Origin of the sequence: Pseudomonas oryzihabitans (assembly GCF_014522265.1) — a bacterium.
Classification (GTDB): Bacteria; Pseudomonadota; Gammaproteobacteria; order Pseudomonadales; family Pseudomonadaceae; genus Chryseomonas; species Chryseomonas aestiva.
The window spans coordinates 846509-867180 of sequence record NZ_CP017024.1 but is presented as its reverse complement, the minus strand read 5'-3'; the positions used below and the strand labels follow the sequence as shown (position 1 = coordinate 867180).

General features: G+C 67.0%; 16 protein-coding genes and 3 pseudogenes. 13 read left to right on the top strand and 6 right to left on the bottom strand.

Going from position 1 to position 20672, the window contains the following annotated elements:
* Positions 1 to 56: 56 nt before the first annotated feature.
* From BGI51_RS04025 to BGI51_RS03985, 9 genes and pseudogenes are all read left to right on the top strand, one after another.
* Positions 57 to 1475, top strand: a complete 1419-nt coding sequence (locus BGI51_RS04025) for an FAD-dependent oxidoreductase (RefSeq protein WP_133861485.1) — start codon at positions 57 to 59, stop codon at positions 1473 to 1475.
* 421 nt (positions 1476 to 1896) lie between these two features.
* Positions 1897 to 2963, top strand: a pseudogene (gene hemE, locus BGI51_RS04020) (uroporphyrinogen decarboxylase).
* Positions 2964 to 3055: 92 nt separating this feature from the next.
* Positions 3056 to 4069, top strand: a complete 1014-nt coding sequence (locus BGI51_RS04015; RefSeq protein ID WP_187980374.1) for an Ldh family oxidoreductase — start codon at positions 3056 to 3058, stop codon at positions 4067 to 4069.
* 109 nt (positions 4070 to 4178) lie between these two features.
* On the top strand, positions 4179 to 5702 hold the full coding sequence (locus BGI51_RS04010; RefSeq protein WP_187980373.1) for an MFS transporter: 1524 nt from the start codon (positions 4179 to 4181) through the stop codon (positions 5700 to 5702).
* Positions 5703 to 5893: 191 nt separating this feature from the next.
* Positions 5894 to 6366: pseudogene (locus tag BGI51_RS04005) on the top strand (RNA pyrophosphohydrolase).
* A 111-nt stretch (positions 6367 to 6477) separates the two neighbouring features.
* Positions 6478 to 8757 carry a phosphoenolpyruvate--protein phosphotransferase gene (ptsP, locus tag BGI51_RS04000; RefSeq protein WP_133861481.1) on the top strand — a complete coding sequence of 760 codons (2280 nt, stop codon included), beginning with the start codon at positions 6478 to 6480 and terminating at the stop codon, positions 8755 to 8757.
* A 76-nt stretch (positions 8758 to 8833) separates the two neighbouring features.
* Complete coding sequence (locus tag BGI51_RS03995; RefSeq protein WP_187981260.1) at positions 8834 to 9616, top strand: sulfite exporter TauE/SafE family protein; 783 nt, start codon at positions 8834 to 8836, stop codon at positions 9614 to 9616.
* Between the two features lie 19 nt (positions 9617 to 9635).
* Positions 9636 to 10448 carry a prolipoprotein diacylglyceryl transferase gene (gene lgt, locus BGI51_RS03990; protein WP_059313521.1) on the top strand — a complete coding sequence of 271 codons (813 nt, stop codon included), beginning with the start codon at positions 9636 to 9638 and terminating at the stop codon, positions 10446 to 10448.
* Positions 10449 to 10533: 85 nt separating this feature from the next.
* Positions 10534 to 10890, top strand: a complete 357-nt coding sequence (locus BGI51_RS03985) for a multidrug transporter (protein ID WP_187980372.1) — start codon at positions 10534 to 10536, stop codon at positions 10888 to 10890.
* Positions 10891 to 10913: 23 nt separating this feature from the next.
* Here BGI51_RS03985 and BGI51_RS03980 read toward each other — a convergent pair whose 3' ends face one another.
* The 6 genes from BGI51_RS03980 to BGI51_RS03955 form a co-directional block, all read right to left on the bottom strand.
* Positions 10914 to 11165: a YfhL family 4Fe-4S dicluster ferredoxin gene (locus tag BGI51_RS03980; protein WP_007161640.1), complete on the bottom strand. Its 252-nt coding sequence runs from the start codon at positions 11163 to 11165 to the stop codon at positions 10914 to 10916.
* A gap of 99 nt (positions 11166 to 11264) precedes the next feature.
* Entirely contained in the window at positions 11265 to 11750 is a 486-nt protein-coding gene (gene coaD, locus BGI51_RS03975; protein WP_133861478.1) for a pantetheine-phosphate adenylyltransferase, read from the bottom strand.
* 99 nt (positions 11751 to 11849) lie between these two features.
* The gene (locus BGI51_RS03970) at positions 11850 to 12854 is read right to left on the bottom strand and encodes a hydrolase (protein ID WP_187980371.1); all 1005 of its coding nucleotides are present in this window, start codon (positions 12852 to 12854) and stop codon (positions 11850 to 11852) included.
* Complete coding sequence (rsmD, locus tag BGI51_RS03965) at positions 12851 to 13420, bottom strand: 16S rRNA (guanine(966)-N(2))-methyltransferase RsmD (protein WP_187980370.1); 570 nt, start codon at positions 13418 to 13420, stop codon at positions 12851 to 12853. Before rsmD ends, BGI51_RS03970 begins: the two co-directional genes overlap by 4 nt.
* A 1-nt stretch (position 13421) precedes the next feature.
* Positions 13422 to 14861 (bottom strand): M16 family metallopeptidase, encoded by a 1440-nt coding sequence (locus BGI51_RS03960; protein WP_187980369.1) that lies wholly within the window; start codon positions 14859 to 14861, stop codon positions 13422 to 13424.
* Entirely contained in the window at positions 14858 to 16219 is a 1362-nt protein-coding gene (locus BGI51_RS03955) for a M16 family metallopeptidase (protein ID WP_187980368.1), read from the bottom strand. Before BGI51_RS03955 ends, BGI51_RS03960 begins: the two co-directional genes overlap by 4 nt.
* A gap of 202 nt (positions 16220 to 16421) precedes the next feature.
* On the opposite strand from BGI51_RS03955, the pseudogene ftsY reads away from it, so the two are divergent.
* The 4 genes and pseudogenes from ftsY (at position 16422) to rpoH (ending at position 20569) form a co-directional block, all read left to right on the top strand.
* A pseudogene (gene ftsY, locus BGI51_RS03950) lies at positions 16422 to 17875 on the top strand (signal recognition particle-docking protein FtsY).
* Positions 17872 to 18546: a cell division ATP-binding protein FtsE gene (gene ftsE / locus BGI51_RS03945; RefSeq protein ID WP_133861472.1), complete on the top strand. Its 675-nt coding sequence runs from the start codon at positions 17872 to 17874 to the stop codon at positions 18544 to 18546. The pseudogene ftsY and the gene ftsE overlap by 4 nt, the downstream one beginning before the upstream one ends.
* Entirely contained in the window at positions 18543 to 19553 is a 1011-nt protein-coding gene (gene ftsX, locus BGI51_RS03940; protein ID WP_158893568.1) for a permease-like cell division protein FtsX, read from the top strand. The genes ftsE and ftsX overlap by 4 nt, the downstream gene beginning before the upstream one ends.
* Positions 19554 to 19714: 161 nt before the next feature.
* Positions 19715 to 20569, top strand: a complete 855-nt coding sequence (rpoH, locus tag BGI51_RS03935; protein WP_064309252.1) for an RNA polymerase sigma factor RpoH — start codon at positions 19715 to 19717, stop codon at positions 20567 to 20569.
* Positions 20570 to 20672 lie beyond the last annotated feature (103 nt).

The following is a 20672-nucleotide window of genomic DNA, read 5'->3' as shown; positions in this document are numbered from 1 at the left end:
CACCGTGATAGCTCGTGGCGCCCTGCTGAAGGGGCGCCGCTTCAAGAGGTTTGGAAATGGCTGAACGTCTGAACAACGACTTCCAGTTCATCGAGGTCGGTCGCAAGGATCCGAAGAAGAAGCTGCTGCGCCAGCGCAAGAAGGAATTCGTCGAGATCCACGATCCCTTCAAGCCCCAGCAGGCCGCCGAGCAGGCGCACCGCTGCCTGGGTTGCGGCAACCCCTATTGCGAATGGAAGTGCCCGGTGCACAACTTCATTCCCAACTGGCTCAAGCTGGTCTCCGAAGGCAACATCCTGGCGGCGGCGGAGCTGGCGCACCAGACCAACACCCTGCCCGAGGTCTGTGGCCGGGTCTGCCCGCAGGATCGGCTCTGCGAGGGCGCCTGTACCCTCAATGACGGTTTCGGCGCGGTGACCATCGGTTCGGTGGAGAAATACATCACCGACACCGCCTTCGCCATGGGCTGGCGCCCGGACATGTCCAAGGTCAAGCCGACCGGCAAGCGCGTCGCCGTGATCGGTGCCGGTCCGGCCGGCCTGGGCTGTGCCGACATCCTGGTACGCAACGGCGTGACCCCGGTGGTGTTCGACAAGCATCCCGAGATCGGTGGCCTGCTGACCTTCGGCATCCCCGAATTCAAGCTGGAAAAGACCGTGCTCAGCCGCCGCCGCGAGGTCTTCGGCGGGATGGGTGTGGAATTCCGCCTCAACACCGAGGTGGGCAAGGACGTGACCATGGACCAGTTGCTCGAGGAATTCGATGCGGTCTTCCTGGGCATGGGCACCTACACCTACATGAAGGGCGGCTTCCCCGGCGAAGATCTGCCCGGCGTGCACGACGCCCTGGATTTCCTGGTGGCCAACGTCAATCGCAACCTGGGTTTCGAAAAGGATGCGGCCGACTTCGTCGACATGAAGGGCAAGCGCGTGGTGGTCCTGGGCGGTGGTGACACCGCCATGGACTGCAACCGCACCTCCATCCGCCAGGGCGCCAAGAGCGTGACCTGCGCCTACCGCCGCGACGCCGCCAACATGCCGGGCTCGCGCAAGGAAGTGAAGAACGCCAAGGAAGAGGGCGTGAAGTTCCTCTTCAACCGCCAGCCCATCGCCATCATCGGCGAAGACAAGGTGGAAGGCGTCAAGGTGGTGGAGACCCGTCTGGGCGAGCCCGATGCCCGTGGTCGCCGCAGTCCCGAGCCGATTCCCGGTTCCGAGGAAATCCTGCCGGCCGATGCGGTGGTCATCGCCTTTGGTTTCCGCCCGAGTCCCGCGCCCTGGTTCGAGCAGTTCGGCATCGATCTCGACAGCCAGGGGCGCGTGGTCGCGCCAGGGCTGCACGAATTCAAGCACCAGACCAGCAATCCGAAGATCTTTGCCGGTGGCGACATGGTGCGTGGCTCCGACCTGGTGGTGACCGCCATCTTCGAAGGCCGCAACGCCGCCGAGGGCATCCTCGACTACCTGGGCGTCTGAGCCCAGGCCGCTGGACAGGAGCCGACCGGTGGAAGCCGGTCGGCTTTTTTGTTGCTGAAAGATTATCGAGGCCATGGCGGTTCGCCGATGCGACCGCTCCTGCCTGGCATGACGCTCTTGTAGGAGCGGTCGCTACGGCGCACCGGCATGGCCGCGATTAGCTCGTTGAATCCGTCCTCTCGAGGGTGGCTGTAATGTGCTGGGCTCGACGGTGGGTAAGGCCGCGCCGTTACCCACCCTACGGCTTCACGCCGCCACCGATGCGTAGGGTGGAAAACCGCACAGCGTTTTCCACGCGGCTATCCCTTGCCAGTCACAACCGCCACCCCATCGCCCCGATAGACAAAAGGCACGACCCGCTGCCGTGCCTTTTGCCAGCCGCTTTGCGACAATGCCGGCACTTTTGCTGCCGGATGTCGCCATGACTGCCCTGAAGAACGACCGTTTCCTGCGTGCCCTGCTCAAGCAGCCGGTGGACGTCACCCCGGTGTGGATGATGCGCCAGGCCGGGCGCTATCTGCCCGAGTACCGCGCCAGCCGGGCCCGCGCCGGGGACTTCATGAGTCTGTGCAAGAACCCACAATTCGCCTGCGAGGTGACCCTGCAGCCGCTGGAGCGCTATCCGCTGGATGCCGCCATCCTCTTTTCCGACATCCTCACCATCCCGACGCCATGGGTCAGGGCCTCTATTTCGAGACCGGCGAGGGGCCGCGCTTTCGCAAGGTGATCGACACGCCTGCCGACATCGAGGCGCTGCCGATCCCCGATGCCGAATCCGACCTGGGCTATGTGATGGACGCCGTGCGCACCATCCGCACGGCGCTGGACGGCCGGGTACCCCTGATCGGCTTTTCCGGCAGCCCCTGGACCCTCGCCACCTACATGATCGAAGGCGGCTCCAGCAAGGATTTCCGCAAGGCCAAGGCCATGCTCTACGACACCCCCGAGGCCCTGCACCTGCTGCTGGACAAGCTGGCCCAGGCGGTCACCGCCTACCTCAACGGCCAGATCCGCGCCGGCGCCCAGGCGGTGCAGATCTTCGATACCTGGGGCGGCAACCTGTCCGCCGCGGCCTACCAGGAATTTTCCCTGGCCTACATGCGCAAGATCGTCGCCGGGCTAATCCGCGAGCATGAAGGGCGCCAGGTACCGGTGATCCTCTTCACCAAGAATGGCGGTCTCTGGCTGGAAAGCCTGGCCGACAGCGGGGCCGAGGCCCTGGGCCTGGACTGGACCTGCGACATCGGCGAAGCGCGCCGCCGTGTGGGTGCCAAGGTTGCCCTGCAAGGCAACATGGACCCCAGCGTGCTCTACGCCAAGCCGTCGGCCATCCGCGCCGAGGTTGGGCGCATCCTGGAAAGCTACGGCCAGGGCAGCGGCCACGTCTTCAACCTGGGCCATGGCATCACCCCCGAGGTGGATCCGGCCCATGCCGGTGCCTTCATCGAAGCCGTCCACGAGTTGTCGGGGCGCTACCACCAAGGCTGACTGTGCCGGGATCGGCACGACCGGTCCCAAGTCGAGCGAGCGGGGCGTGGCCGGTTACGGCATAGTCGGGGTTTTCCCGACGGAGCGCCGCCATGGCCCAGATGACCCCGGAAGAACTGCAGCACCTGGCCGAAGAGGTGCTCGCGGCCCATGGCTTCAGTCAGCCGCAGGGCGCGGCCATCGCCGCCATGATGGTGGCCGGCCAGCGTGACGACTGCGCCTCCCATGGCATCTATCGGCTCCTGGGCATCGTCAAGACGCTCAAGGCCGGCAAGGTGGTGGCAGATGCCGAGCCTCGCGTCGAAGAGGTGGCACCGGCCATTGTCCGGGTCGATGCCGGGGGCGGCTTCTCGCCGCTGGCCTTTCATACGGGTCTGCCGCTGCTGGAAGCCAAGGCGCGCAAGTGCGGTCTGGCAGCCCTGGCGATCAACAACTGCGTGCACTTCTCGGCGCTCTGGGTGGAGATGGAAGCCCTCACCGCCAGGGGCCTGGTGGCCTTGGCCTGCAATCCGACCCAGGCCTATGTCGCCCCGGCCGGTGGGCGTCGTCCCCTGTTCGGTACCAATCCCATCGCCTTCGGCTGGCCACGGCCGGAAGGGCAGCCCTTCGTCTTCGACTTCGCCACCAGCGCCGTTGCCCGCGGCGAAATCGAATTGCATCGACGCGCCGGCAAGGCCCTGCCCGAGGGCTGGGGGGTGGATGCCGAGGGTGCTCCCAGCAGCGATGCCCGCACCGTGCTGGAGGAGGGCGCCATGCTCACCTTTGGTGGCCACAAGGGCTCGGCGCTGTCGGCCATGATCGAATTGCTCGCCGGTCCCCTGATCGGCGATCTCACCAGTCCGGAGTCCTCCGTGGTCGACGCCGGCGCGGGCGGGTTGCCCTATCACGGCGAACTCATCCTGGCCTTCGATCCCCAGCGCTTTCTCGGCGCCGCGGTAGCCGACTATCAGCAGCGCGCCGAGCAGCTGTTCGCCGGCATCGAGGCCCAGGGCGCCCGCCTGCCGTCGCAGCGCCGCTATCAGGCACGGACTCGTAACACCACCCGTGGCTGGGTGGAGGTGCCGGACGAACTCCTGGCCGACGTCCGGGCCCTGCTGCCCGGCTGAGTCGGGACGCGATCCGTATCACCTGAAGGAGGCTGCGACAACGCGGTCTCTGAACCCCGCCCGGACGCAGGGTCCACGACTGGCCCCCTTAGTGCCAGCATGGGTCTTCATGTACGCCGACGACACCGATCGCCCTCACCACCGCGGCCTGTTGCTGCTGAGCATCACCCTGATGGTGCTGGTGTACTTTCTCGACAACCTGTCAATCGCCCTGGCCAACCGCTATGTCTACGGCGGCCTGGGTATCGACCCGCGCAGCTACACCCTGGCCACGGCCTGCTACAGCGCCGCGGTCATCGTCACCAGCGCCCCGCACCAGTGGTTCGCCCAGCGCCTGGGCTATCGCAACCTGATCTTCACCGCCGTCGGCATCCACCTGGTCGGCCAGGTGTGCTGCCTGGTGGCCACCGATCTACCGACCTTCATCGTCGGGCGAGTACTGATGGGCGCCGGTGCCGCCACCTTCTTTGCCGGGGCGCGGGTACTGGTGCAGATGTATTTCTCCGGTCCGCAGTTGCCGACCGGGATCCGCGCCTTCGCCTCCGGCGTGCCCCTGGGTGGTGCGCTCGCGTCCTTCACCACCGCGGAATTGCTGGAAGGTCATCAGTGGCGCGCCATCTTCATGGTGCCGGCGCTGGCCTGCGCGCTGGTGGCGGTGTGCGTCTGGCTGTCGCTGCCGCGACGCTCCCATCCGCTGCAGAATTCCGGAGCGCCTTCGCTGCTGTCCATGGTGTTGCTGGCGGTGGGCAGCCTGCTGCTGACCACCACCACCCAGCGCCTGGCCTTCGACTTCTTCAGCGACGGGCTGTGGCTGGCCCTGGAGCTGCTGCTGGGAACGGCCATCCTCGGACTCTATGTCTACTACGAGCGCGGCCTGGCGCGGCCGACGCTGGACTTCAAGCACGCCATCACCCCGGGCTTTCTCGCCGGCATGCTGTTCATGATGCTCAACTACTTCCTGCTCGGCGCCTACAACTTCATCATCCCCCAGTACGTGGTCAACGGCCTGCAACTGCCGGTCTATACCGCCGGGGGCGTCATGGCGCTGGGCTGGCTGTGCGGTCTGGCACCGCTGCTGATGATCACCTCGGTGCGGCTGCGCGAGCGCTTTCCCTGGGGCGGCTTTCGCAAGTACCTGGTGGCGGGCTATCTGCTGCTGGCCGGCTACGGCTTCTGGATGGTGCGCCAGCACGCCGACGTGCCCCTCTACCAGCAGCTGGTCCCGGGGCTGATGATGCATGGCACCTACCTGATCGGCACCTTCGCGGTGATCATCATGTACACCTTCATGCGCGTCGAGCCGGCCTATTTCAGCCAGGCCTACCAGATCAAGAACATGACCCAGCAACTGGTCATGCCCATGGGCATCGTGCTCTCCAACGTCTTCCTGCAGTGGCGCGACGCCTTTCACGCCGCGGTGCTCAGCGCCGCGGTCAATCCCTATGCGCAGAACTACCAGGCCTATGGCGAACGCTATCGGCAAGCCACCGGCGCCGACAACGCCCTGGCGCAGATCTCCAGTCTGGTCACCCGCCAGAGCCAGGTGCTGGGCTATCTCGACTATTTCTGGCTGGTCGGCTGGATCGGTCTGGCACTGGCCCTCTACATGGCCGTGCAACGGCATTTTCGCTGAGGCGCGACGTTTGCCGGCCCTTAAGCCGACGTTCAGCTAGCGACCACCATAATGCGGGCTTTTGCAGGTCGCGGCAGCTGTCGGGCGCCTGCGCCGGTCGGCCGCGCCCCAGTCGGTCCGGAGCTTGCATTGCTGGGCTGTCGGGCTTTGTGGAACAATGCGGGCAACGACATTTTTCAAGGGTGGCAGCCGTGATCGACGCTGATGGTTTTCGCCCCAATGTCGGCATCATTCTCGCCAACGATGCCGGCCAAGTACTGTGGGCCCGCCGCATCAATCAGGATGCCTGGCAGTTCCCCAGGGTGGGATAGATGATCGGGAAACGCCCGAAGAGGCGCTGTACCGGGAGCTGAACGAAGAGGTGGGGCTGAGCCCCGATGACGTCCGCATCCTGGCCTGTACCCGGGGCTGGTTGCGCTATCGTCTGCCGCAGCGCATGGTGCGCACCCACAGCCGTCCGCTGTGCATCGGCCAGAAGCAGAAGTGGTTTCTGCTGCGGCTGACCGCGGAAGAGCAGCGGGTGCGGATGGATGTGACGGGCAAGCCGGAATTCGATGGCTGGCGCTGGGTAAGCTACTGGTACCCACTGGGCCAGGTGGTGACCTTCAAGCGAGAGGTCTATCGGCGGGCGCTCAAGGAGTTGGCACCCCGCTTGCTGGCCTGATTACCGGTACGGCCGGTGCGAAAGAGGTGAGGAGAAGCTGTGGTCATGCAGGATGAACGACACGTGATGCACGCCGGCGGCTCCGCCGGGCGTCGGCTGCGGAGGCGCTAGATGCTTGCAGTTCTGCGCAAGATCGTCCAGGAGGTCAATGCCGCCAAGGATCTGGGGTCGGCACTGTCCATCATCGTGCAGCGCGTCCGCGCGGCCATGCAGTCGCAGGTCTGCTCCGTCTATCTGCTGGATCCGGACACCAACCGTTTCGTGCTGATGGCCACCGAAGGCCTCAACAAGAAGTCCATCGGTCGCGTCAGCATGGCCCCCAACGAGGGCCTGGTCGGTCTGGTCGGGACCCGCGAAGAGCCGCTCAATCTCGAAGACGCCGCCAGTCACCCGCGCTTTCGCTACTTTGCCGAGACCGGCGAAGAACGCTATGCCTCCTTTCTCGGCGCGCCCATCATCCACCACCGGCGCGTCATGGGCGTGCTGGTGGTGCAGCAGAAGGAGCGTCGCCAGTTCGACGAGGGTGAGGAGGCCTTCCTGGTGACCATGAGCGCCCAGCTCGCCGGGGTGATCGCCCATGCCGAGGCTACCGGGACCATCCGCGGGCTGGACCGGCAGGGCCGGGGTATCCAGGAGGCCCGTTTCGTCGGCATCCCCGGTTCGCCCGGGGTCGGCGTCGGCAAGGCGGTGGTGGTCCTGCCACCGGCCGACCTGGAAGTGGTCCCGGACAAGACCGTGACCGACATCGACGCCGAGTTGCAGCTGTTCCGCACCGCCATCGAAGGCGTACGGGCGGACATGAAGGCGTTGTCCAAGCGCCTGTCCACCCAGTTGCGCAAGGAAGAGCAGGCGCTGTTCGACGTCTATCTGATGATGCTCGACGACGCCGCCCTCGGTAACGAGGTGACCACCATCATCAAGAGCGGCCAGTGGGCCCAGGGTGCCTTGCGCCAGGTGGTGATGGAGCACGTCCAGCGCTTCGAACTGATGGACGACGCCTATCTGCGCGAACGCGCCGCCGACGTGCGCGACCTCGGTCGCCGGTTGCTGGCCTATCTGCAGCAGGCCCACCAGGCCTGCCTGATCTATCCGGAAAACACCATCCTGGTCAGCGAGGAACTCTCGCCGGCCATGCTCGGCGAGGTGCCCGAAGGGCGCCTGGTCGGCCTGATCTCGGTGCTTGGCTCGGGCAATTCCCACGTGGCCATCCTGGCGCGTGCCATGGGCGTGCCCACCGTCATGGGCGCGGTGGATCTGCCGTATTCCAAGGTGGACGGCATCGACCTCATCGTCGATGGCTACCACGGCGAGATCTTCACCAATCCTTCGCCGACGCTGATCAAGCAGTATGGCGACGTGGTGGAAGAGGAGCGCCAGCTGACCCAGGGCCTCGACGCCCTGCGCAGCCTGCCCTGCGAGACCCTCGACGGTCACCGCATGCCGCTGTGGGTCAACACCGGCCTGATGGCCGACGTGGCCCGTGCCCAGCAGCGCGGCGCCGAAGGGGTCGGGCTGTATCGCACCGAAGTACCCTTCATGGTCAACGAGCGCTTTCCCAGCGAGAAGGAACAGCTCTCCATCTATCGCGAGCAACTGGCCGCCTTCCATCCGGCGCCGGTGACCATGCGTACCCTGGACGTCGGCGGCGACAAGGCGCTGTCCTATTTCCCGATCAAGGAAGACAATCCCTTCCTCGGCTGGCGCGGGATCCGCGTCACCCTGGACCATCCGGAAATCTTCCTGGTGCAGACCCGCGCCATGCTCAAGGCCAGCGAAGGCCTGAACAACCTGCGCATCATGCTGCCGATGATTTCCGGTGTGCACGAGGTGGAGGAGTCCCAGCATCTGCTGCACCGTGCCTGGTGCGAGGTGCGTGACGAAGGCGTCGATATCCCTATGCCGCCTGTGGGTGTCATGGTCGAGGTCCCCTCGGCGGTCTACCAGGCTCGTGATCTGGCGCGCCAGGTGGACTTCATCTCGGTGGGTTCCAACGACCTGACCCAGTACCTGCTGGCGGTGGATCGCAACAACCCGCGGGTGGCTGACCTCTACGACTACTTCCACCCGGCGGTGCTGCAGGCGCTGCAACAGGTGGTCGATGGCGCCCATGCCGAAGGGGTGCCGGTCAGCATCTGCGGCGAGATGGCCGGCGATCCGGCGGCGGCGGTGCTGCTCATGGGCATGGGCTTCGATACCCTGTCGATGAACGCCACCAACCTGCCCAAGGTGAAGTGGCTGCTGCGCCAGGTCACCCTGGAAAAGGCCCGCGAGCTGGTGCAGCAGATGCGCCAGATCGACAATCCCCAGGTCATCCACAGCGCCCTGCACCTGGCCTTGCGCAATCTCGGACTGGGCCGGGTGATCAACCCGGCAGCCAGCGTCCAGAGCTGAGCGTGTCAGGCGGGAAGGCTGCTTCCCGCCTGACAGGTAGCGGCGTACCATGCCGCCTCTTGCGCCCGAGGTGATGATGGATCTCTTGCTCTTCCTGGTGCTCGGCGCCTGCGCCGGGCTGCTGGCCGGTCTGTTCGGGGTCGGCGGTGGCCTGATCATCGTGCCGGTGCTGGTCTACAGCTTTACCGCCAAGGGCCTCGATCCGGACATCCTCACCCACCTGGCGGTGGGCACCTCGCTGGCCACCATCGTCTTCACCTCGCTGAATTCCGTCTGGGCCCACCATCGACTCGGCGCCGTGCGCTGGCGGCTGTTCGCCTGGATGGCCCTGGGCATCGTCTTCGGCAGCGCCCTGGGCGCCCTGACCGCCGCTGCCATCCATGGCCCGCTGCTGCAGAAGATCATCGGCACCTTCGCCATTCTCATTGCCCTCCAGCTGGCGCTGGACCTGCGCCCCAGGCGCCAGGCCGGCGAGCCCGGCAAGCCGACGCTGACGGTGGCGGGGGTGGTGATCGGCTGGGCCTCGGCGATCTTCGGCATCGGCGGCGGCTCGCTTACCGTGCCCTTCCTGGTCTGGCGTAGCCTGTCGATGCAGCAGGCGGTGGCCACCTCGGCGGCCTGTGGCCTGCCCATCGCCCTGTCCGGGGCGCTGTCCTTCATCCTGGTCGGCTGGCAGCAGCCGGGTCTGCCCGCCTGGAGTCTGGGCTATGTCTATCTGCCGGCCCTGCTGGGCATCGCCCTGACCAGCATGTTCTCGGCCCGTTTCGGTGCGCGACTGGCCCATCGCCTCTCGCCCCGGCTGCTCAAGCGCCTGTTCGCCCTGCTGCTGTTCGGCGTCGGTCTCAACTTCCTACTCTGATCCCTTTCAAGGAGGCACCATGCTGCCGTATCCGCAAATAGACCCGGTGGCCCTGTCGCTGGGGCCGCTGAAGATCCACTGGTACGGCCTCATGTACCTGGTGGGGATCGGCGGCGCCTGGTGGCTGGCCAAGCGGCGACTCAACCGCTTCGATCCGCGCTGGACCAGCGAGACGCTGTCCGACCTAGTGTTCTGGGTGGCGCTGGGGGTCATCGCCGGGGGGCGACTCGGCTACGTGCTGTTCTACAATCTGGCGGAGTACATCGCCAATCCGACGCTGATCTTCGAGGTCTGGAAGGGCGGCATGTCCTTCCACGGCGGCCTGCTCGGGGTGATCCTGGCGGTCTGGTGGTTCGGCAAGCGCCACAACAAGGGCTTCTTCGAGCTGATGGATTTCATCGCGCCGCTGGTACCCATCGGCCTCGGTGCCGGCCGCATCGGCAACTTCATCAACGCCGAGCTCTGGGGCAAGCCCACCGATGTCCCTTGGGCGATGATCTTCCCGCCCTACAGCGATCCGGCCCAGCTGCCGCGCCATCCGTCGCAGCTCTATCAGTTCGCCCTGGAAGGCGTGGCGCTGTTCGTCATTCTCTGGCTGTACTCGCGCAAGCCGCGGCCGACCATGGCCGTGTCCGGCCTGTTCGTGCTCTGCTACGGCATCTTCCGCTTCATCGTCGAATTCGTCCGGGTGCCCGACGCCCAGCTCGGCTATCTGGCCTGGGGCTGGCTGACCATGGGGCAGGTACTCTGCGTACCCATGGTGCTGGGCGGTATCGCGCTCATGGTCTATGCCTACCGGCGTGCGCCGCAGCCGGTCGTCCGCGCCGAATGACGTCTGGAGGCCGCCCGCATGACAAGTGCGGGCGGCCTGTTATAGTTCAGGGACCACCATTACAACCGCGCAAGGGATCAGCCGTATGAATCCGTTCCGTAGCCTGGCCGCCGTGCTGGCGCTGGCCCTGACGATGCAGATCCTGCCGGCGCAGGCACAGCAGGCCCAGGGTGACGTCACCGAATATCAGACCGCCGACCAGGCGTTCGGTGAAGCCCAGGCTCCCGCCGCCTTTTCCATGATCGGCGATCTGCTGATCGCGCGACCGCTGCTGATCGCCGCCACCGTGATCGGCGCGGGCGCCTTCGTGGTCAGTCTGCCGTTCACCGCCGCCGGCGGTAACATCGGCAAGGCCGGCAAGGCGCTGGTGGTCGAGCCGGGCAAGGCGGCCTTCGTGCGCTGCCTGGGCTGCACCCAGAGCGGGTACGGGCGTACCGAGTAGGCCCTGGCGCCAGGCCAGGCTGTTTAAGCCTGGCCGCTGATCTTCAGATACTTGTCGTGCAACTGCTCCTTGGTCTCGACATGGTTCTCGTCGAGGGGGATGCAGTCCACCGGGCAGACCTGCTGACACTGGGGTTCGTCGTAGTGGCCCACGCACTCGGTGCACAGGTTCGGATCGATCACATAGATCTCCGCACCCTGGGAGATGGCGCCGTTCGGGCACTCGGGCTCGCACACATCGCAGTTGATGCAATCGTCGGTAATGATGAGGGACATCGTCGGCTCCACGCCGCGCGAACGCGCAGCGATCCAAAAGTCAGGCGCGCATTTTGCCCCATCCGCGCGCCGGCTGCACCCGACAGTCCTTGGGGTTAATCAGCTGCCCGGGGCAAAACGCTCCAGCAGCGCCTGATGCACGGTGGGATGGACGAACTTGGTCACGTCACCGCCGAGCGCCGCGATCTCCCGCACCAGGGTGGAAGACAGGTAGGAATAGTGCTCCGACGGGGTCAGGAACATGCTTTCCGCCTGGGGCGCGAGCACCCGGTTCATGTTGGCCAGCTGGAATTCGAATTCGAAATCCGACACGGCGCGCAGGCCGCGCAGGATGATGGTCGCCTGCTGCTGCTCCACCAGGGTGGCCAGCAGGCAGCTGAAGCCGATAACCTCGACGTTGGGCAGGTGCGCGGTCACCGCCTTGGCCAGCTCGACCCGGCGCTCCAGCGGAAACAGCGGATTCTTCTTGGGGCTGGCCGCCACCGCCACCACGACTTCGTCGAACAGCCGCGAGGCGCGCTCCACCAGATCGCCATGGCCCTTGGTGATGGGGTCGAAGGTGCCGGGGTATAGCACTCGGTTCATGACGCTGTCCTGGGGGCGAAGCTGTTGGGGCTTGGATGGTAGCTCAGGGGCGGAGTGAGGCCAAGGCGACAGCCGCCGGGATCGCCGACCCGTGGGCGTTTATCGGCCGGATGGCGCTGCCCACTGGCTGACCAGCCAGTCGGGGATGCGTCTTTCCAGATAGTAGTCCGGATCGCGGAAGGCGCCGCCGATGAAACCCACGTGGCCGCCGTGGGGCAGGCGCTCGAACAGGGTGTCGGGCGCCAGTTCGGCGCGGGCGGGCAGGGCGTCGATGCCGATGAAGGGGTCGTCCTCGGCCTGGATCAGCAGGGTGGGGATGCGGATTCCCCCCAGGTAGTAGCGGCTGGAGGCCTGGCGATAGTAGTCCCGGGCATCGCGAAAGCCGTGCAGGGGCGCGGTGTAGCGGTCGTCGAAGTCCCAGAAGGTCTTGAGCCCCTCGGGCGGCCCCAGGCGCGCGAGGATCTCGTGCTGCTCGGGGTGACGTTCGCGGTCGAACAGCGCCTGCTTGTCGCGCACGTAGCGCGCCAGTTCACGGATGAAGTGCCGCTGGTAGATGCGCGAGAAGCCGAGGCCGATACGATCGGCGCAGAGGTCCAGGCGAAAGGGCACCGAGACCGCGGCTGCGGCGGTGAGACCACTGTCCGCGCCGCGCTCACCGAGATACTTGAGCAGCACATTGCCACCGAGGGAAAAGCCCACCGCATACAGTAGCGCGTGCGGACGACTGGCCTGCAGATGGCGCACCACCGCCGCCAGGTCTTCGCTGACGCCGGAGTGATAGCCGCGCGGCAGGCGGTTGGGTTCGCCGGAGCAGCCGCGCCAGTTGAGGCCGACGCTGGCCCAGCCGCGGGCGGCCAGGGCGAACTGCAGGCCGAGTACGTAGTGGGAGCCGGAGCTGCCGGTCAGGCCGTGGGCGATCAGCACCAGCGGCGCGCGCGGATCCTCGGCGTGGTACCAGTCCAGATCGAGGAAGTCGCCATCCTCCAGCCACAGCCGCTCCCGCGGCCGGGTGATGGGTGGCAGGCGGCGCCACAGCGAGCCCCAGAGGGTCTGCAGGTGCGGGCCGGGCAGCCAGCGCGCCGGGCGAAAGGGTGCGCTGTTCACGCCTGGCGGCGCCAGAGGGCGTAGTGGACGTTGCCGGTCTTCTTCTCGCGGTGCAGCTGCCAGGTCGCGGGCAGGGCCAGGCGCGAGGGCTGGGTCTCGCTCTCGGTGTAGATCCAGGCGTCCGCGGCCAGCCAGCCCTGGGCTTCCAGAGCCGCGCAGGCCGGCTCCAGCAGGTCCTTGGCAAAGGGCGGATCGAGAAACACCAGGTCGAAGGGCGTCGCCGCCGGCTTGGCCAGCGCCTGCAGGGCGTCGGTCTGGCGCACCTCGGCGTGGGCGCAGCCGAGGGCCTGCAGATGGCCGCGCAGGGCATTGGCGGCCTGGGCATTGAGGTCGAAGGCCAGCGCCGGGCCGGCGCCGCGGGACAGGGCTTCCAGCAGCAGGGCGCCACTGCCGGCGAAGGGATCCAGCACCCGCGCGCCCGGGGTGACGGCGGCCAGCCAGTTGAACAGGGTCTCGCGGACCCGGTCCGGGGTGGGTCTCAGGCCCAGGGCATCGGGAAAGACGAAGCGCCGGCTGCGCCAGTCGCCACCGATGATGCGCAGTTGGTTGGCGGTCTTCTGGGCCATGCTAGTGCTCCGGAACGCCGCTGGGCGGCAGGTTGGGAAGAGGGCGGGGTGGCGGCAGCGGCTGCTGGGCGACCCGTGGGCCGGCGCTGACCACGACGAACCTTTCCGGGTCCAGATGGCGCCGCAGGGCGGCATGCACCTGTTCCACCGTGAGGCGGCGGACCTGCTGGAGGAAGTCGTCCAGGTAACTGCTGGGCAGGTCGTAGAAGCCGATGTTGCCCAGTTGGGCGACGATGGCGCCGTTGCTGGCGTTGGCCAGCGGGAAGCTGCCTTCGATCTGCCGCTTGGCGCGGTCCAGTTCGGCCTGGGTGGGGCCCTGGGCCAGGTAGTCGCGCAGCAGTTCGCGGACCAGCGCCAGGGTGGCATCGCCCAGTTCGGCGCGGGTCTGCAGGCCGATGGTAAAGGGACCGGGCTGACGCATGGGGGTGAAGCCCGAGCTGACGCCGTAGGTGAGACCACGGCGTTCGCGCAACTCGGTCATCAGCCGACTGCCGAAGCCGCCGCCACCGAGGATCTGGTTGCCGACGAAGAGGGCGGCGTAGTCGGGATCGCGGCGGGTGATGCCGAGTTGGCCGAGCAGCAGACGCGTCTGCTGGGCCGGGACCTCCAGCTGCACCACTGCCGATGCGGCAGGCGCTGGCACCGGCAGTGGCGGCAGGGCCGGACCGCGGGGCAGGGCGCGCGACAGCCGGGCGGCGATCTGTTCGGCGCGCGTTCGATCCAGGTCGCCAGTGAGGGCGATCACCGCATTGCCGGCGGCATAGGCACGGGCATGGAAGGCCCTGAGGCTGGCCGCATCGAGAGGGGTCACTCCGGCTGCGGTGCCCCGTGGCGAATGGGCATAGGGATGATTGCCGTAGAGGCGCTCCTGCAGCGCTTCGCCGGCCAGGCTGGCCGGTTCGCGGCGGCTGGCGGCGATCAGCGTCAGCAACTGGTCACGGATGCGCTGGATGGCCTCGGTGGGAAAGGTCGGGCGACCGACCACCTCGGCCAGCAGCGCCAGGGCCGGTTCGCTGTGGGCCGGATCGGCGAGGGTGCGCAGTCCGACCACCGCCTGATCACGATAGGCGCCGTTGCTGAAATCGGCGCCCAGGCGCTCGAAGCCGTCGGCGATGGCGCCGGCATCGCGTCCCGGGGTGCCTTCGTTGAGCAGGCCGTTGGTCAGCATGGCCAGGCCCGGGGTGGCGCCGTCCTGGCTGCTGCCGGCGGCGAAGATCAGGCGCACGTCGAACATCGGCAATTCCGGCGCCGGCACGAACAGTACCTTGGCGCCCTCGGCGGTGCGCCAGCGCTGGATATCCAGCTGGCGACCCAGGGGCGGTGCGTCCTTGAGCGTCCTGAGAGTATCCACGGCGGGATAGGCGCGCGACAGGTCGCCGACCGGGGTAGGGGACTGGCAACCGGCGAGCAGGCACAGCGACAGCCAGAACAGCGGCTTCATGGACGGTTCTCCGCGGTAGCTGCGGGCTTGAGCTGGGCCAGGGTCAGGCGCTCGCGGGTGAAGTAGGTGCGCGCCACCCGGCGCAGGTCGTCGGGGGTGACCCGGCCCAGTTCGTCAAGCAGCCGATCGCCCTGGCGCCAGCCGAGGCCGACGCTTTCCAGCTGACCGATGCTGCTGGCCTGGGCGGTGATGGAGTCGCGGCCATAGACCAGCCCGGCCACCAGCAGGGCGCGGACCCGGGCCAGCTCCTCGGTGCTGGGCGGCTCGCGCTTGAGCAGGTCCAGTTGCGCCCAGAAGGCCGCTTCCAGCTGGTCGAGGGTCTTGCCGCGCTGGGTGTTGGGGGTGCCACTGAGCAGGAAGAGGCTGTCGCCACGGGTGTAGGCACCATAGGCGGCGCGCACGCTGCTGGCCACTTCCACGCCGCGTTCGAGACGGCTGGGCAGGCGCGCCCCCGAACCGCCGCCGAGCAGGGCGGCCAGCAGTTGCAGCGCGTAGGCATCGCGCGGCTGGGCGGCGGTGGCCAGGCTGGGCACGTTGAAGCCCATCAGCAGGCTGGGCAGTTCGCGGGCCTGCAGGTCCAGGCGGCGCTCGCCCGGCGCCAGCAGTTCCAGCGGGCGGCGCGGCGCGGGCAGGTCGCTGCGCGGGAGAGTGCCGAACCAGCGCTGCACCTCGGCATGGATCGCCTGGGGGTTGACGTCACCGACCACCACCAGGGTGGCGTTGTTGGGCGCGTACCAGGTCTGGTACCAGCGGCGCAGGTCATCCACGCCGAGGCGCTGCAGGTCCTGGGGCCAGCCGATGGTGGGATTGCGATAGCCGCTGGCCGGGTAGGCGGCGGCCTTGAAGCGCTCGAAGGACAGTGCCTCGGGGCGGTCGTCGGTGCGCAGCCGGCGTTCCTCCTTGATCGCCTCCAGCTCGCGACTGACCTCGTCGGGCGCCAGCCGCAGGTGCTGCATGCGATCGGCTTCCAGCTCCAGGGCCACCGGCAGGCGATCACGGGCGAGCAGCTGGTAATAGACGGTGTAGTCGTCGGTGGTGAAGGCATTTTCCTCGGCGCCCAAGTCGCGCAGCAGGTGCGAGGCCTCGCCGGCGTCAAGCTTGCGACTGCCCTTGAACATCAGGTGTTCCAGGGCATGGGACAAGCCGGTCGCACCGGGCGCCTCCAGGCTCGAACCCACGCGGTACCAGAGTTGCACCACGGCGACCGGCGCCCGGTGATCTTCGCGGACCACCAGCTTGAGGCCGTTGTCGAGGGTGAATTCCTCGGTGTTCTGCCGGTTGGCCGTGGCCAGGGCGAGGGTGGGGAGCAGGCTGAGCAGGACGACCAGGGCGGTCCGACGGGAGCGGGAGGCGGACATCGCGAGAGCAGGCCTTGTAGCGCGGTAGGGGACGAAGCGGCTGCGTCCTGGGGACGGTCGCGCGTTTTTCGCCGACGGGGAGGTCTTCCGCCCGGCAGGCTGCTAGGATACGCATCCCTTTTCCCGACGGCCATGCCTGACGGTCGAGCCCCGCCTGGCGGAGCTCCCGCAGCCGGTTCGTCCGTTCGATACAGAGCCCCGCATGTTTGGATCCGACGACAAGAAGTCTCCCCCACGGAGAAGAAAGGCCTGTTCGGCTGGTTCCGCAAGAAGACTGCCGAACCCGTAGAGACGCCTGCCGAAGCCCCCGCGCCCGACGCCGAGGCGCGCCTGTCCGAGCCGCTGGCCAGTGAGCCGGTGCAGCACCCGGAGCCGGTGCCCGAACCGCCGGAGGCGATCCCCTCGCTGACCCCGGTGCCGGTCGCCGAAGAGGAGGCGCCGTCGCCGGTGGCGCTCACGGCGCTGGTCGAGCCGCTGGTGGCCGATCCCATCGTGCCGCCGGTCGAGGTCGAGCCGGTGATGGCGCCCGAGGTGGAGCCCGACCCGGTGGCCGTGCCGGTCACACCGCTACCTCCGGTTGTGCCGGCGCCCGCTCCTGAGCCTGCTCCCGCCCCGGTCGTACCGGTAGCGCCCCTTGCTCCGATCCGTTCCGAGCCCGCGGTGGTGGCGCCCGAGCCCGAACCTGCTCCGCCAGCCGTCGCCGCCACGCCGACCGAACCCGCCAAGCTGGGCTTCTTCGCCCGCCTGCGCCAGGGCCTGTCCAAGACCAGCGCCAGTCTCGGCGAGGGCATGGCCAGCCTGTTCCTCGGCAAGAAGGTCATCGACGACGACCTGCTCGAAGAGCTGGAGACCCGCCTGCTGACCGCCGACGTCGGCGTCGAGGCCACCGGCGTCATCATGCGCAACCTGACCCAGAAGGTGGCACGCAAGCAGCTGGCCGACAGCGAGGCGCTCTACCAGGCGCTGCAGCAGGAGCTCACCGAGATGCTGCTGCCGGTGGAACAGCCGCTGGTGATCGATACCTCGCACAAGCCCTACGTCATCCTGGTGGTCGGCGTGAACGGCGCCGGCAAGACCACCACCATCGGCAAGCTGGCCAAGCGGCTGCAGAACGACGGCAAGAAGGTCATGCTGGCGGCCGGCGATACCTTCCGCGCCGCGGCGGTCGAGCAGTTGCAGGTCTGGGGCGAGCGCAACCGCATCCCGGTGATCGCCCAGCACACCGGCGCCGATTCCGCCTCGGTGATCTTCGATGCCGTCCAGGCCGCCAAGGCCCGCGGCATCGATGTGCTGATCGCCGACACCGCCGGCCGCCTGCACACCAAGGACAACCTCATGGAAGAGCTGCGCAAGGTGCGCCGGGTGATCGGCAAGCTGGACGCGGCGGCGCCCCACGAGACCCTGCTGGTGCTGGACGCCGGTACCGGCCAGAACGCCCTCAACCAGGCCAAGCAGTTCCACAATGCGGTGCCCCTGACCGGCCTGGCGCTGACCAAGCTCGATGGTACCGCCAAGGGTGGGGTGATCTTCGCCCTGGCCAAGCAGAGCGCCCTGCCGATCCGCTATGTCGGCGTCGGCGAAGGCATCGACGACCTGCGGCCCTTCGAGGCGCGGCCCTTCGTCCAGGCCCTGTTCGCGGAGCGGGGCGTCTCATGATCCAGTTCGACCGCGTCTCCAAGCGCTATCCCAATGGTCACGTCGGCCTGCAGGAACTGAGCTTCCGTGCCGAACGCGGCGAGATTCTCTTCGTCACTGGTCATTCCGGCGCCGGCAAGAGCACCCTGATGCGGCTGATCCTGGCCATGGAAAGGCCCACCGGCGGCAAGCTGACCCTGGCCGGCCAGGACATCTCGCGCATCACCAATGCGCAGATTCCCTTTCTGCGCCGGCAGATCGGCGTGGTCTTCCAGAACCATCAGCTGCTCCATGACCGCACCGTGTTCGACAACGTCGCCCTGCCGCTGCAGATCCTCGGCCTGTCCAAGCCCGAGATCGCCAAGCGCGTCGCCTCTGCGCTGGAGCGGGTCAGCCTCAAGGACAAGCTCGACGACTATCCGGCCGAGCTGTCCACCGGCCAGCAACAGCGGGTCGGCATCGCCCGCGCCGTGGTGCATCGGCCAGCCCTGCTGCTCGCCGACGAACCCACCGGCAACCTCGATCCGCGCCTGGCCTCGGAGATCATGGGCGTCTTCGAGGACATCAACAGTCTCGGCACCACGGTGCTGATCGCCAGCCACGACCATGCGCTCATCGCCCGCCTGCACCATCGCATGCTGACCCTGCAGCGCGGTCGCCTGATCGGTGACGAAGAGGAGAGCCAGTCATGAGTGGCAACGAACTGCCCCGTGGCCAGGAACAGGGCGGCAAACCCCAGCGTCCGCAGCGCCAGGCCCCGCAGAAACCCAAGAGCGACTGGCGCAGTCCGCTGCATGCCTACCTCGAAGCCCACCGCACCGGCCTGAGGGACAGCCTCAGGCGCATGGTGCAGCAGCCCATAGGCACCTTCCTTACCTGCCTGGTGATGGGCATTGCCCTGGCGCTGCCCATGGGCGTGTCGCTGCTGCTGAAGAACGTCGAGCGACTCGGCGGGTCCTGGCAGCGCGCGGCGCAGATCTCGGTGTTTCTCGACCTGCGCACCGGTCAGGACCAGGCCGAGGTGCTGATGAGCCAGATCAAGGTCCTGCCCGATGTGGCCGAGGCGCGCTGGATCAGTCCGGACGATGCCCTGAAGGAGTTGCAGCAGGATGCCGGCCTGGGTGAGGCGCTGCGCGAATTGCCGCAGAATCCGCTGCCCGGCGTCATCGCCGTGACGCCCAGGGAAATCGACAAGAGTCGTCTCGACATGCTGCGCAGTCAGCTGGCCGAGATGAACGGCGTGCAGCAGGTGCAGCTGGACATGCAGTGGGTCGAGCGGCTCACCGCCATCCTCAAGCTCGGCGAGCGCTTCGTCTTCGGCCTGACCGTGGTGCTGGTGATCGCCCTGCTGCTGGTGATCGGCAATACCATCCGCCTGGCCATCGAGAATCGCCGTACCGAGATCGAGGTGGTCAAGCTGGTGGGTGGCACCGACGGCTATGTGCGCCGGCCCTTCCTCTACATGGGCGCGCTGTTCGGCCTGGGCGCCGGCATCGCCGCCTGGGCCCTGCTGGTGTTCGGCCTGAGCTGGCTCAACGCCGCAGTGCTGGATCTGGCCGGCCTCTACGGCAGTGATTTCGCCCTGGGCAGCGTCGCCGTCGAGGACGGGCTGCAGCTGCTGATCGGCGCCGTGCTGCTCGGCTACATCGGCGCCTGGCTGGCGGTTGCCCGCCATCTGCGCGAACTCGCTCCGCGCTGACGAACGGCCGTTTCCGAAACCTGCGGAAACGGTCTAAACCCCTGATGGCACAAGCATTTCACGGTGGTTTTCAGCTGGGGTTAAGGGAACCTCGGCTAGTCTGGCGCTGTCCAAAAAATCAGTGTTAGACTGCCCAGTGCTTAGTGAATCGGAGGATTCGCATGACCACTTCGTTGCAACCTGTTCCTACATTGGTTCCCGGCGCCAGCCTGGAAGCCTATGTGCATTCGGTGAACAGCATTCCGCTGCTCACGCCGGAGCGGGAGCGTGAACTGGCCGAGCGCCTCTTCTACAAGGAAGACGTCGAGGCCGCCCGGCAGTTGGTGCTCGCGCATCTGCGTTTCGTGGTGCATATCGCCAAGAGCTATTCCGGCTATGGTCTGGCCCAGGCCGACCTGGTCCAGGAAGGCAATGTCGGCCTGATGAAGGCCGTGAAGCGCTTCAATCCCGAAATGGGCGTACGCCTGGTGTCCTTTGCCGTGCACTGGATCAAGGCCGAAATCCACGAATTCATCCTGCGCAACTGGCGCATCGTCAAGGTCGCCACCACCAAGGCGCAGCGCAAGTTGTTCTTCAACCTGCGCAGTCAGAAGAAACGACTGGCCTGGCTGAACAACGACGAGGTCCATCGCGTGGCCGAAACCCTGGGTGTCGAACCAAGGGAAGTGCGTGAGATGGAAAGTCGTCTGACCGGGCATGACATGGCCTTCGACCCGGCCAGCGATGCCGATGACGATGCGGCCTATCAGTCGCCGGCCCAGTATCTGGAAGACAGCCGTTACGATCCGGCGCGTCAGCTGGAGGAAGCCGACTGGACCGACAGTTCCACGGCCAATCTGCACGAGGCCCTGGAGCATCTGGATGACCGCAGCCGCGACATCCTCTACCAGCGTTGGCTGGCCGAGGAAAAGGCGACGCTGCACGAGCTGGCGGCCAAGTACAACGTCTCGGCGGAGCGTATCCGTCAGCTGGAAAAGAACGCGATGAACAAGCTCAAGGGCAATATCGCCGCCTGATCCGGTCGCTGACCAAAAACCGCACCTCCGGGTGCGTTTTTTTCATGTCCGAAAATCCTTACCCTGTTGTGGACGGGACCCAGCGTATCGCGGCCATGGGCCG

Coding starts and splice junctions, on each gene's coding strand:
- BGI51_RS04025 (WP_133861485.1), top strand. CDS start 57: ATGGCTGAACGTCTGAACAACGACTTCCAGTTCATCGAGGTCGGTCGC.
- BGI51_RS04015 (WP_187980374.1), top strand. CDS start 3,056: ATGGCCCAGATGACCCCGGAAGAACTGCAGCACCTGGCCGAAGAGGTG.
- BGI51_RS04010 (WP_187980373.1), top strand. CDS start 4,179: ATGTACGCCGACGACACCGATCGCCCTCACCACCGCGGCCTGTTGCTG.
- ptsP (WP_133861481.1), top strand. CDS start 6,478: ATGCTTGCAGTTCTGCGCAAGATCGTCCAGGAGGTCAATGCCGCCAAG.
- BGI51_RS03995 (WP_187981260.1), top strand. CDS start 8,834: ATGGATCTCTTGCTCTTCCTGGTGCTCGGCGCCTGCGCCGGGCTGCTG.
- lgt (WP_059313521.1), top strand. CDS start 9,636: ATGCTGCCGTATCCGCAAATAGACCCGGTGGCCCTGTCGCTGGGGCCG.
- BGI51_RS03985 (WP_187980372.1), top strand. CDS start 10,534: ATGAATCCGTTCCGTAGCCTGGCCGCCGTGCTGGCGCTGGCCCTGACG.
- BGI51_RS03980 (WP_007161640.1), bottom strand. CDS start 11,165: ATGTCCCTCATCATTACCGACGATTGCATCAACTGCGATGTGTGCGAG.
- coaD (WP_133861478.1), bottom strand. CDS start 11,750: ATGAACCGAGTGCTATACCCCGGCACCTTCGACCCCATCACCAAGGGC.
- rsmD (WP_187980370.1), bottom strand. CDS start 13,420: ATGGCCCAGAAGACCGCCAACCAACTGCGCATCATCGGTGGCGACTGG.
- BGI51_RS03960 (WP_187980369.1), bottom strand. CDS start 14,861: ATGAAGCCGCTGTTCTGGCTGTCGCTGTGCCTGCTCGCCGGTTGCCAG.
- BGI51_RS03955 (WP_187980368.1), bottom strand. CDS start 16,219: ATGTCCGCCTCCCGCTCCCGTCGGACCGCCCTGGTCGTCCTGCTCAGC.
- ftsE (WP_133861472.1), top strand. CDS start 17,872: ATGATCCAGTTCGACCGCGTCTCCAAGCGCTATCCCAATGGTCACGTC.
- ftsX (WP_158893568.1), top strand. CDS start 18,543: ATGAGTGGCAACGAACTGCCCCGTGGCCAGGAACAGGGCGGCAAACCC.
- rpoH (WP_064309252.1), top strand. CDS start 19,715: ATGACCACTTCGTTGCAACCTGTTCCTACATTGGTTCCCGGCGCCAGC.